At 67.8% G+C, this 16,909-nt stretch carries 17 protein-coding genes; 8 read left to right on the forward strand and 9 right to left on the reverse strand.

Going from position 1 to position 16,909, the window contains the following annotated elements:
- Positions 1-64: 64 nt before the first annotated feature.
- The 3 genes from AC07OZ_RS09865 to AC07OZ_RS09875 all read left to right on the forward strand — a co-directional run bounded on the left by AC07OZ_RS09865 (position 65) and on the right by AC07OZ_RS09875 (position 2,549).
- On the forward strand, positions 65-625 hold the full coding sequence (locus AC07OZ_RS09865; RefSeq protein WP_495466962.1) for a chorismate--pyruvate lyase family protein: 561 nt from the start codon (positions 65-67) through the stop codon (positions 623-625).
- A complete protein-coding gene (locus AC07OZ_RS09870; RefSeq protein WP_495466963.1) occupies positions 625-1,791 on the forward strand; it encodes an HPP family protein in 1,167 nt (388 codons plus the stop codon). Before AC07OZ_RS09865 ends, AC07OZ_RS09870 begins: the two co-directional genes overlap by 1 nt.
- A 107-nt stretch (positions 1,792-1,898) precedes the next feature.
- Positions 1,899-2,549, forward strand: coding sequence for a DUF4337 domain-containing protein (locus AC07OZ_RS09875; RefSeq protein WP_495466964.1), 651 nt, complete (start codon positions 1,899-1,901; stop codon positions 2,547-2,549).
- A gap of 10 nt (positions 2,550-2,559) precedes the next feature.
- Here AC07OZ_RS09875 and ubiA read toward each other — a convergent pair whose 3' ends face one another.
- Positions 2,560-3,477 carry a 4-hydroxybenzoate octaprenyltransferase gene (gene ubiA / locus AC07OZ_RS09880; protein ID WP_495466965.1) on the reverse strand — a complete coding sequence of 306 codons (918 nt, stop codon included), beginning with the start codon at positions 3,475-3,477 and terminating at the stop codon, positions 2,560-2,562.
- Between the two features lie 134 nt (positions 3,478-3,611).
- On the opposite strand from ubiA, the gene AC07OZ_RS09885 reads away from it, so the two are divergent.
- The gene (locus tag AC07OZ_RS09885) at positions 3,612-4,811 is read left to right on the forward strand and encodes a helix-turn-helix domain-containing protein (RefSeq protein ID WP_495466966.1); all 1,200 of its coding nucleotides are present in this window, start codon (positions 3,612-3,614) and stop codon (positions 4,809-4,811) included.
- A gap of 6 nt (positions 4,812-4,817) precedes the next feature.
- A complete protein-coding gene (locus tag AC07OZ_RS09890; RefSeq protein ID WP_495466967.1) occupies positions 4,818-5,423 on the forward strand; it encodes a hypothetical protein in 606 nt (201 codons plus the stop codon).
- On the opposite strand, the gene AC07OZ_RS09895 is transcribed toward AC07OZ_RS09890, so the two are convergent.
- From AC07OZ_RS09895 to AC07OZ_RS09915, 5 genes are all read right to left on the reverse strand, one after another.
- A complete protein-coding gene (locus AC07OZ_RS09895) occupies positions 5,407-6,384 on the reverse strand; it encodes a branched-chain amino acid ABC transporter permease (RefSeq protein ID WP_495466968.1) in 978 nt (325 codons plus the stop codon). The genes AC07OZ_RS09890 and AC07OZ_RS09895 overlap by 17 nt on opposite strands.
- A complete protein-coding gene (locus AC07OZ_RS09900) occupies positions 6,381-7,268 on the reverse strand; it encodes a branched-chain amino acid ABC transporter permease (RefSeq protein WP_088408004.1) in 888 nt (295 codons plus the stop codon). The genes AC07OZ_RS09895 and AC07OZ_RS09900 overlap by 4 nt, the downstream gene beginning before the upstream one ends.
- Positions 7,269-7,288: 20 nt before the next feature.
- Positions 7,289-8,497, reverse strand: coding sequence for an ABC transporter substrate-binding protein (locus tag AC07OZ_RS09905; RefSeq protein WP_495466969.1), 1,209 nt, complete (start codon positions 8,495-8,497; stop codon positions 7,289-7,291).
- Between the two features lie 119 nt (positions 8,498-8,616).
- Positions 8,617-9,327: an ABC transporter ATP-binding protein gene (locus tag AC07OZ_RS09910; RefSeq protein ID WP_088408002.1), complete on the reverse strand. Its 711-nt coding sequence runs from the start codon at positions 9,325-9,327 to the stop codon at positions 8,617-8,619.
- Positions 9,327-10,097 carry an ABC transporter ATP-binding protein gene (locus AC07OZ_RS09915; RefSeq protein ID WP_495466970.1) on the reverse strand — a complete coding sequence of 257 codons (771 nt, stop codon included), beginning with the start codon at positions 10,095-10,097 and terminating at the stop codon, positions 9,327-9,329. Before AC07OZ_RS09915 ends, AC07OZ_RS09910 begins: the two co-directional genes overlap by 1 nt.
- Positions 10,098-10,480: 383 nt before the next feature.
- Between AC07OZ_RS09915 and AC07OZ_RS09920 the strand changes: the two genes are divergently transcribed.
- The gene (locus tag AC07OZ_RS09920; RefSeq protein ID WP_495466971.1) at positions 10,481-11,431 is read left to right on the forward strand and encodes an MBL fold metallo-hydrolase; all 951 of its coding nucleotides are present in this window, start codon (positions 10,481-10,483) and stop codon (positions 11,429-11,431) included.
- Here the strand turns inward: AC07OZ_RS09920 and AC07OZ_RS09925 are convergent, their stop codons facing one another.
- Positions 11,432-12,421 (reverse strand): LysR family transcriptional regulator, encoded by a 990-nt coding sequence (locus tag AC07OZ_RS09925; RefSeq protein ID WP_495466972.1) that lies wholly within the window; start codon positions 12,419-12,421, stop codon positions 11,432-11,434.
- A 125-nt stretch (positions 12,422-12,546) separates the two neighbouring features.
- Between AC07OZ_RS09925 and AC07OZ_RS09930 the strand changes: the two genes are divergently transcribed.
- Positions 12,547-13,653, forward strand: coding sequence for an NAD-dependent epimerase/dehydratase family protein (locus AC07OZ_RS09930; protein WP_495467361.1), 1,107 nt, complete (start codon positions 12,547-12,549; stop codon positions 13,651-13,653).
- Here AC07OZ_RS09930 and AC07OZ_RS09935 read toward each other — a convergent pair.
- Entirely contained in the window at positions 13,604-14,413 is an 810-nt protein-coding gene (locus tag AC07OZ_RS09935) for a substrate-binding periplasmic protein (RefSeq protein ID WP_495466973.1), read from the reverse strand. The genes AC07OZ_RS09930 and AC07OZ_RS09935 overlap by 50 nt on opposite strands.
- Positions 14,414-14,604: 191 nt before the next feature.
- On the opposite strand from AC07OZ_RS09935, the gene AC07OZ_RS09940 reads away from it, so the two are divergent.
- Entirely contained in the window at positions 14,605-15,120 is a 516-nt protein-coding gene (locus AC07OZ_RS09940; RefSeq protein WP_495466974.1) for an outer membrane beta-barrel protein, read from the forward strand.
- An 18-nt stretch (positions 15,121-15,138) separates the two neighbouring features.
- On the opposite strand, the gene AC07OZ_RS09945 is transcribed toward AC07OZ_RS09940, so the two are convergent.
- Positions 15,139-16,776, reverse strand: coding sequence for a peptide chain release factor 3 (locus AC07OZ_RS09945; RefSeq protein WP_495466975.1), 1,638 nt, complete (start codon positions 16,774-16,776; stop codon positions 15,139-15,141).
- Positions 16,777-16,909 lie beyond the last annotated feature (133 nt).

Genomic DNA, 16,909 nt, shown 5'->3' on the forward strand with positions numbered 1-16,909 from the left:
ACCGATGACCAGTGCGCCGCCTGCCTGTCGCCAACTGCCTGATATCTGAGAACCGCTTCCATCCATGGGGATCGCCGATCGCTGGGGCTTGCGCGCGTGGCTGCGCGCGCCGGGCTCGCTGAGCAAGCGTCTGGCCGCGACCGGCCGCCGCTATGAGGTGCAGGTGCTGCGCCAGACCACCGCGCCACTGCGGCCGCAGGAGCGCGCCGCGCTCGGGCTGCCGAAGCGCGGCCTGACGCTCGTGCGCGAGGTGCTGCTGCGCGTCGACGGACAGCCGCTGGTGTGGGCCCGCTCGGCGGTGCATGGTCACGCGGTGGCTGGCCCCTGGAAGGCCTTGAAGGGACTGGGCAGTCGGCCGCTCGGCCATCTGCTCTACGACGATCCCCGCATCCATCGCAGTGAGCTGCAACCGCGGCGCGTGACGCGCCATGGCGCGACGCATCACCAGATGCAGCGCCAATGGCTGGCAGCCACCGGGACCGAGGCGCCCGCGCAGATGCAGTGGTCGCGGAACTCCGTCTTCACCCGGTACGGGCAGCAGCTGCGGGTGATGGAGATGTTCGTGCCCGGCGTCGCGCAGCGCGATCCCGGACCGTTGCGACGCAAGTCGAGGCCGCGCCGGTGATGAATCGATTCCGCCATTGGCTGCAGGCGTTCCGACCGGCGCCGATGCGCGTCGACGCACGCGAGCGGCTGCGCGTGGTGGCCGGCGCGATCGCGGGCCTGCTGCTGACCGGCGTGCTGACCGAATGGCTGTCGCGCCATGCTCCGGGCGTGCCGTGGCTGGTGGCCCCGCTGGGCGCAAGCGCCGTGCTGGTGTTCGGCGTTCCCGCCAGTCCGTTGGCCCAGCCGTGGGCGGTGATCATGGGCAACACGGCGTCGGCACTGGTCGGCATCGCCTGCGCGCACCTGTTCGGCGGCACGTCGGAACTGGCGGCGGCGATCGCCGTCGGCGGGGCGATCGGTCTGATGTTCCTGCTGCGCTGCCTGCATCCGCCCGGCGGTGCCGCGGCCTTGCTGATGGTGCTCAGCGGCGTGCACGACTGGCACTTCGCGCTGGACCCCGTGCTGTTGAACTCGGTGCTGATGGTGCTCGCCGGCATGGCCTACAACGGCGTCACCGGGCGCAGATACCCGCACCCGCAGACCGCGCTGTCCGTTGCGCCACAGACCAGCGGTCCGACGGAAGGCGTGGGCGGGACCGCGGGCGAATCGCCCGCGTTCAGCGGCGCCGACCTGGACACGGTCCTGGCGCACTACAACCAGGTGCTGGACATTCCCCGCGACGACCTGCAGGCGATCGTCGACGAAGCCGGCCTGCTGGCCGCGCGGCGCCGGATGACGACGCTGCGCTGCGCCGACGTGATGTCGCGCGACGTGAAGACGGTCGAGTGGGGCACGCCGCTGCAGGAGGCCTGGTCGCTGCTGCGGGCACATCACATCAAGGCGTTGCCCGTGGTGGACCGCGCGCGGCGCGTGGTCGGCATCGTGACGCTGGCGGACTTCATGCGGGGCGCCTCGCTGGATGTGCACGACGACTGGGCGACGCGCCTGCGTCACCTGATCCGTCCGACGCCGGCGACCCACAGCGACAAGGCGGAGGTCGTCGGGCAGATCATGAGCCGGCAGGTGCGCGTGGCCAGCGCGGACCGGCCCCTGGCGGACCTGGTGCCGCTGTTCGCGGCGACCGGCCACCACCACATCCCCATCGTCGGTGAGGAGGCGCGGCTGGTGGGCATCCTGACGCAGTCGGATCTGGTGGCGGCGCTCGCACGGGTCGACCGGCTCTGAGCGGACGCCGGACGCCGGACGGCGGCCAGGCGTCGGCCAAGGGCCAGCTAAGGGCCAGCTAAGCGCCGGCTAAGCGGGCGTACAGGTCCCGCTCAGCTTCGCTCGGTATGCTGCCGCGGCCCTTCCTGAACACCCTGCCGCCGATGGACATCGACCCCGACGAACTGATCGAGACCGCCCGCCAAGCCAACGAGCGTTCCGAGACGCCGACGCCGCAATCGCGCCTGAACGTGGCGGTCGCGCTGACCGTCGCGCTGCTGGCGACCTTCATGGGCATCTGCAAGATCAAGGACGACAACATCGGGCAGGGCATGCAGCAGGCGCAGGCGGACAAGATCGACCACTGGTCCTTCTACCAGGCGCGCAACGCGCGGGAGGAAGTCGCCAAGGCCGCGCTGACGCAGCTGAAGCTGCAGGCGATCGGTGCGCCGGCCTCGGCTGCCGACGGCTACCGGGCGGCGATCACGCACTACGAGACACTCGCCGCGGACCAGGCCGCCAAGAAGGACGAGTTGCGCAAGCAGGCCGAAGCCGACCAGCAGCGCTACGACGCGCTCAACTACCGGGATGACCAGTTCGACCTGTCCGATGCGCTGCTCGCCATCGCGATCGCGATGCTGGCGGTGACCGCGTTGACGCAGCTGTGGTGGCTGTACGCGGCGGCGATGGTGCCGACGGTCTTCGGCGTGCTGATGGGCGTGGCAGGGCTCGCGGGATGGCCGCTGCATCCGGACGTGATCGTGCAGTGGCTGTCCTGAGCCGGACGGCTCAACGCAACGCCAGATCCACCACCGTCCCCGCGAAGATCGCGAAGCCGACCCAGTGGTTCTCGCGGAAGGCCTTGAAACAGCCCTCGCGGCTGCGGTCCTTGATCAGCGTGTAGTGCCAGACGACCTGCGCCGCCGCGGCCGCGAGACCGGCCAGGAACCAGTGGCCCATGCCCAGGCGCAAGCCCAGCACGGCCCACAGCGCGAGGGATGCGACATAGAACGCCATCACGCCGATGACGTCGAAGCGTCCCAGCGTCAGCGCGGAGGTCTTGATGCCGATGCGGATGTCGTCGTCGCGGTCGACCATCGCGTACTCGGTGTCGTAGGCCAGCACCCAGAACAGGTTGGCGACCAGCAGCCCCCACGCGGCCAGCGGGACCGAGTCGGCGATGGCCTGCAGGCTCCACTCGCGACCGCCGAGCGCCGCGGAGAACGCCATCGGGATCCCGAACGAGAACGCCACGCCGAGCACCGCCTGCGGCATCGAGACCCAGCGCTTGGTGAACGGGTAGAGGATGGTCACCGCCAGCGCGGCGAACGACAGCAGGATCGTCGGCGGGTTGGTCGTCAGCACGAGCGCGAAGGCGATCAGCGCCAGCACCGCCCCGAGCACGAGGGCCTGCTTCACCGAAATCAGTCCCGAGGTCACCGGTCGCTGGGCGGTGCGCTTGACGTGCTTGTCGAAGTCGCGGTCGGCGACGTCGTTGACGGCGCAGCCCGCGCTGCGCATCAGGAAGGTGCCGATCGTGAAGACCAGCAGCAGGTGCCAGCCCGGCCAGCGGTCGGCGGCCATCCACAGTGCGGCCAGCGTCGGCCACAGCAGCAGGTAAGTACCGGTCGGTCGATCCCAGCGGATCAGGTTCAGATAGAGCGACAGACGCGACGGCGCGGCGGGAGCGGGGGCTGCGGAGGTCATGGCGCGCATTGTCGCGCCGCCTGGCCAGCTCTCTAGTCGTAGGTCGAAGTGAGTCCGTCTGCGCTCCGCCATGCTCGTGAAATCAAGCCTTATCGACTTAAGGCTCGATTTCACGAGCATCGTCGCAGCGCCACATGACCACGCATAGACTTCAAAACTTGAAAAAACTTGATCGGGAAAAACTGTTCACCGATAATCCACCGTCTATGCACAAGGTTGTCCACAGCGAGAACATCAAAGCCGCACTCGCGCAAAAAGGGTGGACGCAGAAGCAACTCGCTGAAGCCTTGGGGGTGTCTGCCCAGGCGGTAACGTTGTGGCTCAAGGGTGAGGGGTTGCCGCGGCCGGACAAGTTGCTGAAGCTCGCGACGACGCTGCGATTGTCGCTGGGGCAACTGGTACACGCCGACGATCCTGATCGCCCGGTGGTTGCCTTCCGCAAACGGGCAGCGACGAAAACCACGCAACAACATGTCGACGCTGCAGTGACGCGGGGCAAACTGTTGCGGGCGCTCGTGCCTTCGCTGCCTGAACTCAGGGCGCTCCGGACGGAGTTGCCAAATCCGAGCGTTGGCTATGCGGACCTGCAAAGGGCAGTCACCCAGACGCGCGCCAAGCTGGGAATCGGCCAGGACGCCCGATTGGCGTATTCGGTGCTGATCAGCGAATTCGCTGCGAATGACGCCTTTATCGTGCCAGTGCTGTGGGGCGAGAAGAGTCGTCACGAAAACGCGCTGCACATCCTGCTGCCAGCCACGCGCGTGACTTTCATCTATCTGAATCTCGACGCGCGGATCGAGGACTTCAAGTTCTGGATGGCACATGAACTTGCCCATGTCTACACGCCGCCGTTGGCAGGCACCGACGAGGGTGAGGACTTCGCCGACGCATTTGCCGGGGCGCTGCTGTTCCCGCAGGCCCTTGCCGAGAAGGCGTGGAGGGAGGCCGCCAGCAGCCGACGCAAACTGGAAATCGTCGCCACCTTGAGGCGCCACGCCGCGGAGCACGAGATCTCGCTGTTCACTGTCTATCGCCAAGTCCAGGCTTATGCGGAGGCACACGCTTTGAAGCCGCTCGTTCTGAATGAGGCGATCGACATTCATGCCGTCCGCAGCGCGATACGAGGCACGACAGTGGCGCAGGACCTTTTCGGTACGGCGCCGCCGGACGCATCTGCCTACTTGGCGGCAGCGCAGAACGTCTTTCGCAGCGAGTTTTTCCCGTCGTTGCAACGGATGTTGAAAGGTCAGGACATCGGGGCTGCGTATCTGCAGCAGATCCTCGATCTACCGTTGGCCGATGCGACCTCTCTCCACGCGGCTCTGATGAGGTGAACTCCGTTGACGCGGCTGCTGCTCGATACCTGCGCGTACCTTCGTCTTGCGCGTCGGGTAAAGCCGCTGCTCGGCATCGCATTCGGACAGAAACAATATGTCTTGACCATCTTGCCCGACGTCGAGAACGAGGTTCTGCGCAGCGGTCGCTTGCGCCATCTCTTTCCTTGGTTTTCGACAGATGAAGGGGCCGCCGCGGAGCGCTTGTCGCAGGCTATCCGGCTGAACAGGCAGGGCCAGCAGGAACTCGACGTCGCGGCCAAGTTCCTCCATGACTGGGTGGTCGAAGAAGTCTTGAGCTTCACGTCCAAGGGGCGAACGCCGCCCAGCCCGGTCGACTGCCGGGTGCTAGCGTTTGGTCAGGTCCATGGTGCCGCTATCGTCACTGACGATTTGGCCATGCACGATCTGGCTGCGACGTTCGAGATCGAGGTCATGCACGGCCATGAGTTGTTGGCCAAACTGCGCACCGCAAAAATGATCGACAACGATCTCGTGCGGGAGATCTACGAAGCCCTGGAACGTAACGGCGACCTCCCGGTCACCTGGCGGGCTGCAAAGCACAAGGCGTTCATCAAGGTGTTCGGTCCAGGCGTCAGGCCCGCTTCCTGAGCCGCTCCACCAAAGCGCCCGCCTCACCCACCAGCCCACGCCGGAACGCCAGCACGCAGACGATGAAGATCAACCCCGTGACCAGGCTGACCGATTCGCCCAGGCCGGTGAACCACTGGATGCCGGTCAGGTTGGCCAGCCACTGGCCCAGGTCGCCGATCTTGTTCTCCAGGGCGATGATCACCAGCGCTCCGACGATCGGTCCCACCATCGTCCCCATACCGCCCACCAGCGTCATCAGGATCACCAGGCCGGACGTGGTCCAGATCGCGTCGGTCAGCGTCGCGAAGCCCAGCACCAGCGTCTTGGTCGCGCCCGCCAGACCGGCCAGCGCCGCCGACAGCACGAAGGCCATCAGCTTGAAGCGCGCCGCGTCGTAGCCCAGCGAGGTCGCGCGGGCCTCGTTCTCGCGGATCGAGGTCAGCACCTGCCCGAAGGGCGAATGCACCGTCCGGTAGATCAGCCAGAAGCCGAAGACGAAGATCGCCAGCACCAGGTAGTACAGCGCACTGTCGTTCTCCAGGTTGATGCCCAGCAAGGTGCCGCGCGGCACCGACTGCAGGCCGTCCTCGCCGCCGGTGAACGGCGCCTGCAGGAAGTAGAAGAACAGCATCTGCGCCAGCGCCAGCGTGATCATGGAGAAGTAGATCCCCGATCGCCGGATCGCCAGCAGCCCGAACACCAGCCCCGCCAGCGCCGCCATCAGCGTGCCGAACGCGATGCCGATCAGCGGCGGGAAGCCCCAGACCTTCATCGCGTGACCCGCCGCATACGCCGCGGCGCCGAGGAAGGCCGCGTGGCCGAAGCTCAGCAGCCCCGTGAAGCCGATCAGCAGATTGAAGGCGCACGCGAACAGCGCGTAGCACATCACCTTCATCGCGAAGATCGGATACACGCCCAGGAAGGGCAGCAGCGCGATGGCGATGAACAGGGCCACGTAGCCCAGCGGTTTCTTGTTCATTTCTCTTTGCCGAACAGGCCGGCGGGACGCACCAGCAGGACCAGGGCCATGACGACGAACACCACCGTGTTGGACGCCTCCGGATAGAAAACCTTGGTCAGGCCCTCGACGACGCCCAGCCCCAGGCCGGTCAGGATCGATCCGAGGATCGAGCCCATGCCGCCGATCACCACCACCGCGAAGACCACGATGATCAGGTTGGAGCCCATCAGCGAATTCACCTGCAGGATGGGCGCGGCCAGCACGCCGGCGAAGCCCGCCAGCGCCACGCCGCCCGCGTAGGTCAGCGTCACCAGCCGCGGCACGTTCACGCCGAAGGCCTGCACCAGCTTCGGGTTCTCGGTGCCGGCGCGCAGCGTCGCGCCCAGCGAAGTCTTCTCGATCAGCACCCACACGCCCAGGCACACCACGAGCGAGGCCACCACCACCCACGCCCGGTAGTTCGGCAGGATCATGAAGCCCAGGTTGGTCGCGCCCGACAGCGCCTCCGGCGCCGAGTACGGCTGCCCGCCGACGCCGAAGAAGGAGCGGAACACGCCCTCGATCACCAGCGTCAGCCCGAAGGTCAGCAGCAGGCCGTAGAGGTGGTCCAGCTTGTAGAGCCACTGCAGCAGCAGCCGCTCGATCACCAGCCCGAACACGCCCACGATCAGCGGCGCGATCAGCAGCATCGCCCAGTAGTTGATGCCGAAGTACTCCAGCCCCATCCACGCCAGGAACGCGCCCATCATGTAGAGCGCGCCGTGGGCGAAGTTGATGATGTTCAGCATGCCGAAGATCACCGCAAGCCCGAGCGACAGCATCGCGTAGAAGGACCCGTTCACCAGCCCCAGCAGGAGCTGGCCGAGCAGCGCCGGCAACGGGACGCCAAAGAAGTCGGTCATGCGGTGTCTCCGGCCTCAGCTCACTTCTTGACCAGCGGGCACTTCGAGTCGGCCAGCTTGGTGAACGCGTCGTCGCCCGCGATGCGGGTCACGACCTTGAAGTAGTCCCACGGCTCGGTGGACTCCTTCTGCGACTTCACCTGCAGCAGGAACATGTCGTGCACGCCGCGGCCGTCTTCCTTGCGGATGGAGCCCTTGGTGTAGAAGTCGTTGATCGGCGTGGCCTTCATCTGCGCGACGACCTTGTCGCCGTCGTCGGACTTGATCGCCTCGACCGCCTTCAGGTAATGCGACACCGCCGAGTAGTCCGCCGCCTGCAGCGAGGAGGGCATGCGCTTCATCTTCTCGAAGAAGCGGCGCGCCCAGGCGCGCGCCTCGGGGCTCTGGTTCCAGTACCAGCTGTCGGTCAGGTACATGCCTTCGGTGGTCTTCAGGCCCAGCGAGTGCACGTCGTTGATGAACATCAGCAGACCGGCCAGCTTCATCGTCTTGGTGATGCCGAACTCGTTGGCCGCCTTCACCGCGTTGATGGTGTCGCCGCCTGCGTTGGCCAGGCCCAGGATCTGCGCCTTGGAACTCTGCGCCTGCAGCAGGAAGGAGGAGAAGTCGCTGGCGTTCAGCGGATGTTTCACCGCGCCCAGCACCTGGCCGCCGGACTTCGCCACCACCGCCGAGGTGTCGGCCTGCAGCGAGGTGCCGAAGGCGTAGTCCGCCGTCAGGAAGAACCAGGTCTTGCCGCCCGACTTGGTCACCGCCGCGCCCGTGCCGTTGGCCAGGGCCACCGTGTCGTAGGCGTAGTGGATGGTGTAGGGCGTGCATTCCTCGTTGGTCAGGCGCGAGGTGCCGGCGCCGATCGAGATGAAGGGCTTCTTCTTCTCCGCCGCGACCTTGGCCATCGCCAGGCTGGTGCCGGAGTTGGTGCCGCCGATCAGCAGGTCCAGGCCTTGCGTGTCGAACCACTCGCGCGCCTTGGAGGCGGCGACGTCGGCCTTGTTCTGATGGTCGGCGAAGACCAGCTCGATCTTCTTGCCGGCGGCCATGCCCTTCGCATCGGCGATGGCCATGCGGATCGCCTCCACGCCGCCGGCGCCGTCGATGTCCGCGTAGACGCTGGACATGTCGGTGATGATGCCGATCTTGACGGTGTCGCCGGAAATCTGCGCCTGCGCGCTCAGGCTGCCGCAGGCCAGCACCGAGGCCAGGGCAACGGTTTTGAGGGTCGTCTTCATCGCTTGTCTCCTTGTTCTAACGGCCTCAATGGGCCCATGCGGGTTTCAGACTCGAAGCTCGGAATGTCGGTGTCCAGATATCGGATGTCGGGGTCGTGCGTGACGGCGGTGCGCGTCCGTCACACGCTCAGCAGTTCGTCGAGCAGCGCGCGTTTGCTGTCCAGCTGCGCGGCGCTGAAGGACTCGACCACCTGGCCGTGTTCCATCACGACGAAGTGGTCCGCCAGCGGCGCGGCGAACCGGAAGTTCTGCTCCACCATCACGATGGTGAAGCCCTGCGCCTTCAGCGCGGTGATCATGCGGGCCAGCGCCTGGACGATGACCGGGGCCAACCCCTCGGAGATCTCGTCCAGCAGCAGGATGTCGGCGCCGGTGCGCAGGATGCGGGCCACGGCCAGCATCTGCTGCTCGCCACCGGACAGCCGTGTGCCCGGGCTGTGGCGTCGCTCGGAGAGGTTGGGGAACATCGCGTAGATCTCGTCCTCGGACATGACCTTGCCGCGGCCGCTCTTGAACACCGGCGGCAGGCGCAGGTTCTCCTCCGTGCTCAGCGACGCGAAGATGCCGCGCTCCTCCGGGCAGTAACCCAGGCCGAGTCGCGCGATGCGGTGTGTCGGCAGTGTCACGCTCTCCTGGCCGTGGACCTTGATCGAGCCGCTGCGGCGGTCGGTCAGGCCCATGATGGCGCGCAGCGTCGTCGTGCGGCCGGCGCCGTTGCGGCCCAGCAGCGTCAAGACCTGACCCTGCGGGATCGCCAGGTCGATGCCGTGCAGGATGTGGCTCTCGCCGTACCAGGCTTGAAGTCCCTTGATCTCGAGCGCGTACGCCATCAATGCGCTCCCTGGAGCTCGGTGGCCTCGGAGCCCATGTAGGCCTCCAGCACGCGCGGGTGTTTCGATACGGCGGCGTAGTCGCCCTCGGCCAGCACGGCGCCGCGGGCCAGCACGGTGATGCGGTCGGCGATGCTGCTGATCACCTTCATGTTGTGTTCCACCATCAGCACGGTGCGTCCTTCGGCGACGCGCTTGATCAGCGCGGTGACACGGTCCACGTCCTCGTGGCCCATGCCCTGCGTGGGCTCGTCCAGCAGCATCAGTTCGGGTTCCATCGCCATGGTCGTGGCGATCTCCAGCGCGCGCTTGCGGCCGTAGGGCAGGTCGGCGGCGCGCAGCGCGGCCATGTCGCGCAGGTCGACGAGTTCCAGCAGTTCCAGCGCGCGGCCGTCCAGCTTCGACAGACCGCCGAGGCCCTTCCAGAAGTGGTAGCTGGTGCCCGTGAAGCGCTGCAGGCCGATGCGGACGTTCTCCAGCACCGTCAGGTGCGGGAACACCGCGCTGATCTGGAACGAGCGGATCACACCGCGGCGCGCGATCTGCGCGGGCTTCTCGCCGGTGATGTCGACGCCGTTGAAGAGGATCTGGCCGCGGGTCGGCGTCAGGAACTTGGTGAGCAGGTTGAAGCAGGTGGTCTTGCCGGCGCCGTTGGGGCCGATCAGCGCGTGGATATGCCCGCGCTGCACTTGCAGGTCGACCGAGTCCACGGCGGTGAAGCCCTTGAACTCCTTGGTCAGTTTGCGTGTCTCCAGGATGAGGTTGCTCATCGGCGCAAGGGTGGGCACCGGTGGTCCGGTGCCTCTGTAGTGGAGCCAGGAATTTAGGGCCCTGGCGGGTCCCGTAGACAGCGTAAAACCCTTTACGCAGCATTGCGCAAGGGCTAACCCTCGGGCCTTCACATGACGCCGCACGCGTCTTGCACGAGGCTGACGCGCAGGGGCCAGGACATGCCACAACGCGCGCCTGACGAGCGTGTGTCACCGGAATCTCCTGCGGGAGAAGGGTGCTTCTTCCGAACGGGGAGGGCGGCCGGCGCGCGGCGTGGCTATGCTGCGCGCCAGCTCGAACACAGCGGTTCCACCAACGCACGCATGGCTTGGCACACACTCATCACGCCTTACACACGCATCACATGCACAGGAGATTCCCCATGATCCGTTCCGGAAAATTCGCCGCGCTGGGACTGGCGCTCGCACTGGCCGCCGCCGGCGTGCAGGCCGCCGCGCCGCAGGTGAAGACGCAGGCGCCGGGCTACTACCGGCTGATGCTCGGCGACTTCGAGATCACCGCGTTGAGCGACGGCACGGTCGATCTGCCGGTCGACCAGCTGATGGACAAGGCCAAGCCCGGCACGGTGGTGAAGGCGCTGGGCAAGAACTATCTCAAGCCGCCGGTCGAGACCTCGATCAACGGCTACCTGATCAACACCGGCACCAAGCTGGTGCTGATCGACACGGGCGCCAACGGCGCGTTCGGTCCGACGACGGGCAAGCTGCTGACCAACCTGAAGGCGGCGGGCTACCAGCCGGAGCAGGTCGACGAGATCTACATCACCCACCTGCATTCGGACCATGCGGCGGGCCTGACGAAGGACGGACAGGCGGTGTTCCCGAATGCCGTGGTCCGGATGGACCAGCAGGAGGCGGGGTTCTGGCTGAACGCCGACAACGTGGCCAAGGATCCGGCGCACAAGGACTTCTTCGCCGCGGCGATCGCGGCGCTGAAGCCGTACCAGGATGCGGGCCGCCTGAAGACGTTCAGTGGCGAGACCGAGCTGGTGCCGGGCATCCGCACGCACGCGGCCTACGGCCACACGCCGGGGCACACCGTCTACATGGTGGAGAGCCAGGGCCAGAAGCTGGCGGTGTGGGGCGACCTGATGCACGTCGCGGCGGTGCAGTTCCCGGATCCGTCGGTCACGATCAACTTCGACACCGACTCGAAGCAGGCGATGCCGCAGCGCCAGAAGGCCTATGCGGACGCGGCGAAGAACGGCTACTGGGTCGCGATCGCGCACGTGTCCTTCCCGGGCCTCGGCCACGTGGCCGCGGACGGCAAGGGCTACCGCTGGGTGCCGGCGAACTACAGCATCAAGCCGTGATCAGCTGAGGGCGGAGCCGCCGGCCTCGACATGACGTTCGAGGCCGGCCACCAGCACATCGAACACCGCCCGGCACCGCGGACTGTCCCGCAGGTCCTCGTGCATCGTGACCCAGGTCTCCAGCGGGATGCTGAGTTCGTCCTTGAGCACGCGATGCAGGGCCGGATCGCGCTTCGCGAGCGCGACCTGGCACAGCCCCAGCCCCGCGCCTGCGCGGATCAGCGCGAGTTGGGCGAGGTCGCTGTCCGCGCGCAGCGTGAAGCGCTCGCGGTCCATCCCCGGGTAGCGTCGCGCCAGCTCACGGACGTAGGGCGCCGGCTGGTCGTAGCCGATCAACGCGTGCCCCTCCGCGAACAGCGCCTTCATCGAGTCGGGCGTCCCGTGCGGCGCCAGGTAGCGCTCGTGCGCATGCAGCCCGACCTCGATCACACCGACGCGCCGCGCGATCAATTGCTCCTGCTTCGGCGGCGTCATGCGGATCGCGATGTCGGCCTCGCGTCTCAGCAGGTCCTGCACGCGGTTGCTCAGCACCAGCTCGACGATCAGCGCCGGGTGGCGTTCGCGCAATTCGGCGATCAGCGGCGGCAGCACCTCCACACCGATGACCTCGCTCGCGGTCACCCGCACGATGCCGCGCACCCCGTCGCCATGACTGCGCGCGGTGCGCTCCAGCGCGGCTGCCGTGCTGTCCATCGCCTCCGCGTAAGGCCGCAACGCCAGCGCCGCCTCCGTCGGCAGCAGGCCCGCGGGCGTCCGCACGAAAAGCGACTGACCCACCTGCGTCTCCAGTGCCGACACGTGCCGGCCGACCGTCGGCTGCGTCAGGTCGAGCGCGCGCGCGGCCCCTGACAGCGAGCCTTCCCGCAGCACGCCCAGGAAGGAGCGGTACCACTCCCAGGCGATGCCGGCACTGGAGGTGCCGGCGGATGAGCCGGCCGAGTCGGCGGAGGAGGAGCTATCCGTTGTCTGCGCGGAAATCTTCGAAGCCATGCAGAAATGTATAGCCGCCTGTCGATGCTCGGTAATTTCCAGGAAAGCCGCTCCTTTCCAGAATCCATCCCATGCCTTCCCCCAACAGGACCCGGGCGGTCCAACAGGAGTTGACGATGGATGCGATGACCTCGATGGACGCGATCGGTGTGCTGGCCGCGATGACGGCGGTGGCGCGGCGGACGGCGCTGGTGCTCGGCGCGAGCGGTGGCGTCGGTGGCGCGGTGGCACGGGCCCTGCGCGACGCGGGCTGGACGGTGCGGGCGCTCAAGCGCGGACTGGCCGGCGATTCGGAACACCGCGACGGCCTGCACTGGCTGCGCGGCGACGCGCTCGATGCCCAGGATGTCCAACGCGCCGCCGAGGGCTGCAGCGTGATCGTCCACGCCGTGAATCCGCCCGGCTACCGCCGCTGGAGCGAACTGGTGCTGCCGATGCTCGACAACACCATCGCCGCCGCGTCGGTCCAAGGCGCGACCATCGTGCTGCCCGGCACCGTCTACAACTTCGGACCCGACGCGATGCCGCATCCGACCGAGGACGCGCCGCAGCGCCCGTTGACGCGCAAGGGCGCGATCCGCGCCGAGATGGAGCGCCGCCTGCAGGCGGGCGCTGAACGCGGCGACTTCCGCGCGATCGTGCTCCGGGCCGGCGATTTCTTCGGCCCGGGCGCGGCGAACAGCTGGTTCTCGCAAGGGCTCGTGACGCCGGGCCGGCCGGTGACACGGATCCAGCAGCCGGGCACCGATGGCGTCGGCCACCAATGGGCCTATCTGCCCGACGTGGCGACGGCGATGGCCGCGTTGATCGAGCGCTGCGACACCTTGCCGGCCTTCGCCCGCTTCCACTTCGCCGGCCATTGGGATGCCGACGGAGGCCAGATGGCGCAGGCGATCCGCCGCGTCGTCCAGCGGCGTACCGGCAAACAGCCGCGGATCACGCGTTTCCCGTGGTGGGCGGTGCGGCTGGCGCAGCCGGTGGTGCCGCTGTTCCGCGAGCTGGCCGAGATGCGTTACCTCTGGCGCGAGCCGCTGCGCATGGGCGAGGCGCGTCTCGCCGCCGAACTGGCCCACGACGGCGGTGTGCCGCACACGCCGTTCGATGTGGCGATCGAACGCACCTTGGAAGCGCTGGGCTGTCTGCCCGCCGCGGGGTCGGCCGGCGCGGCCGGTCCGGCGATGCTCAATCGAAGTAGTGTTGCCGCAGGCGCTCGTAACGCCCATCCCGCCTGAGGCGGTCCAGCGCGGCCTGCAGGCGCCGCGCCACCGCCGGGTCGCTGTCCGCGGGCAGCCCGTACCAGTAGGACTTGTCGACGTCCATGGGCAGGACCGGCGTCAGGGTCGCGTAGGGCAGCTTGAGCTCGCGCAGATGCCAGGCCGCGGCCCAGTCCAGCAGCACGATCAGGTCCATGCGACCGGCCAGGAGCTTGCGCAGGTTGGTGGCGTCGTCCAGGCCGAGCTCGAGCTCGGTCTCCGGCCGCAGCCCATCGGCGATCAGTTGCTTCGCCGCGGCAGAGTCGCGCGACGCGCCCAGACGCCAGCCGTTGAGCTGCCTGAGGCTGGTGGGACGCACGTCGGTGCGGTGGCTCAGCCGGTAGACGAGGATGCGCCGCGGGCTGATCGGCCCGACCCAGCGGTACTGGGTTTCGCGTTCGGGCGTGCGCGTCAGCGAGAACAGCACGCTGTCCGTGCGCCGCGCCGCCTCCTGCACCGACCGCTGCCATGGCAGCACCTGAACGCGCAAGGGCATGCCGGCTTCGGCCGCCATCAGTGTCAGGAGCTCCGCGCTGAAGCCTCGCGCCTCGCTGCCTTCGGCGTAGTTCAGCGGGGGCAGGTTCTCGGTGAACGCGACCAGCCCGGTGGGCCCCAGGCCTGTCCGCGCGCGTGCCGCCGGGACGGCCATCGCCGCGGGCAGCGCGCCCGGCAGCAGTCCCGCCGCCAGCAGGAGGCAGCACAGACGGCGCTCCGGCAGGGGCTGGATCTCGTGGGGCATCGGGGCAGTGTAGGAAGGGGCGGTGACAGACCGACAACGGTGTCGTCGCATTACGCCAACAAGGTCACGGCATCAGGTTGGGGAAAGCCCTTTCCCTCCAAAGAGGGCAGGGCCGTGAAAGACCTGACCTCGGCCGTTATTCTCCCCCGCCGCCCGGGGGGTCCGGGCGTCTCGAGCACAAGGGAGAAAGAATGAAAAAGTTCTGGGGCGGACTGGCCGCCGTGATGGCCATGGCGGCCGGCGCCGCGCATGCGGCCGACGACACGCTGATCTACGGCGCCGTGGGTGTCGGGGGGGTCGACGGCAGCCATGAGTCCTACCAGCGCGATGGCAGCCAGCTGTCCGTCGGTTATTCGTTCGGCTACTACTTCAACGAGAACTACGCCGCCGAGATCTACACGCGCAGTCTCGCGTTCAAGCCCTTCGGCCATCGCCGCGATTTCATCTATCCGGATTCGCATGTTGGCATCGCCGCCGTCTACCGCTATCCGGTGGCGAAGCTGCTCAGCCTGAACGCCCGGATCGGTATCGGTCAGACCAAGATGTCGCGTGATGACGGCGGCAGCGCGAGCGACAAGACCAGCGTGACCGCCGGCGTCGGCGCGGCTTTCGAGATGGGCCGGCACCTCGCGATCACTGCCGGCTACGAGCGCTACTCCGGGATCAACACCGGCCTGTGGCTGGTCAGCTGGCAGCTCGGCTACTGACGCACGGCGTGGACGCCGTCAGGCGTCCATCTGCTTCTGGAAGACCAGGCCCGCGTGCTCGCGCAGCGCGTGGAACTTGATCTTCGGCCAGTTCTCCTGCATCGCGCGGAGCTCGCCGGCGTACTCGAGCAGCACGGTCGGCGCGTTCACCGCGTCCCAGGCGACGCGGTGCGCGTTGTGGTCGATGAAGCGGCGCAGTTCCTTCTCGCCGCCGTCGGCCTCGTCGCAGGTCACCCAGCGCGCGACGTTGTAGCGCGCCGGCATGACGCGGGCCTTGACGCCGTACTCATGCTCCAGCCGGTGCGCGACGACCTCGAACTGCAGCTGGCCGACCGCGCCCAGCAGCAGCACGCTGCCGGCCTCGGGACGGAAGACCTGGATCGCGCCTTCCTCGCCGAGCTGGCGCAGGCCTTCGCGCAGCTGCTTGGTCTTGAGCGGATCCGCCACTTCCACGGACCGGAACATTTCCGGCGCGAAGAAGGGCAGGCCGGTGTACTGCAGGGCCTCGCCCTCGGTGATCGTGTCGCCGAGCTGCAGCACGCCGTGGTTGGGGATGCCGATGATGTCGCCGGCGAAGGCTTCGTCCAGCAGCTCGCGGCGCTGCGACAGGAAGCTCACCACCGTGTTGGGACGCAGCTCCTTGCCGGAGCGCACGACCTTCAGGCGCATGCCGCGCTCGAAGTGGCCAGAGGCCACGCGCAGGAACGCGATGCGGTCGCGGTGCGCCGGGTCCATGTTGGCCTGGATCTTGAAGACGACGCCGGTGAACTTGGGCTCTTCCGGCTGCACGACGCGTTGCATGGCGGCGCGCTCGGCCGGCGCGGGCGCCAGTTCCACCAGCGCGTCCAGCACTTCCTGCACGCCGAAGTTGTTGACCGCGGAGCCGAAGAACATCGGCGTCTGCTGGCCGGCGAGGAAGGCGTCCTCGTCGAAGGCGGGCGCGGCTTCGTTGACCAGCTCGATCTCGCCCTGCGCGTTGTCGTACTGCATGCCGAAGCGCTCGGCGTAGGCCGGATTGTCCAGGCCGTGCAGCACCTCCTCGGTGCCGGCGGCGCGGTCCTCGCCGGGCGCGAAGACGCGCATGCGCTGCTGGCGCAGGTCCATCACGCCGTGGAAGTGCTTGCCCATGCCCACCGGCCAGGTGAAGGGGACCACCGTCATGCCCAGTTCGCGCTCGATCTCGTCCATCAGCGCCAACGGTTCCTGGACCTCGCGGTCCATCTTGTTGACGAAGGTCAGGATCGGCGTGTTGCGCGCGCGGCAGACCTGGATCAGCCGGCGGGTCTGCGGCTCGACGCCGTTGGCCGCGTCGATGACCATCAGCGCCGCGTCGACGGCGGTCAGCACGCGGTAGGTGTCTTCGGAGAAGTCCTGGTGGCCGGGGGTGTCCAGCAGGTTGATGACGCAGTCGCGGTACTCCATCTGCATCACCGACGAGGCCACCGAGATGCCGCGCTGCTTCTCGATCTCCATCCAGTCGGACGTCGCATGCCGCGAGGCCTTGCGCGCCTTCACCGACCCCGCGATCTGGATCGCGCCGGAGAACAGCAGCAGCTTCTCCGTCAGCGTGGTCTTGCCCGCGTCAGGGTGGGAAATGATGGCGAAGGTGCGGCGGCGGCGCACTTCGGCGGGGATGCGGGACTGGTCGGTGGACATGGCGGCTCTGGGGCGGCGAACCCGCGATTATCGGGCAGTCTCGCTTCTTTGACCGCGCCCGTCGGCGGCAGCCGGCCCCGGGGTCTGCTCCCACGCTGGCGGGGCTTAACCGCAGGTCGCATCCCCCGGGGCC

The sequence above is a fragment of the Roseateles sp. GW821-FHT09G03 genome, assembly GCF_059416045.1.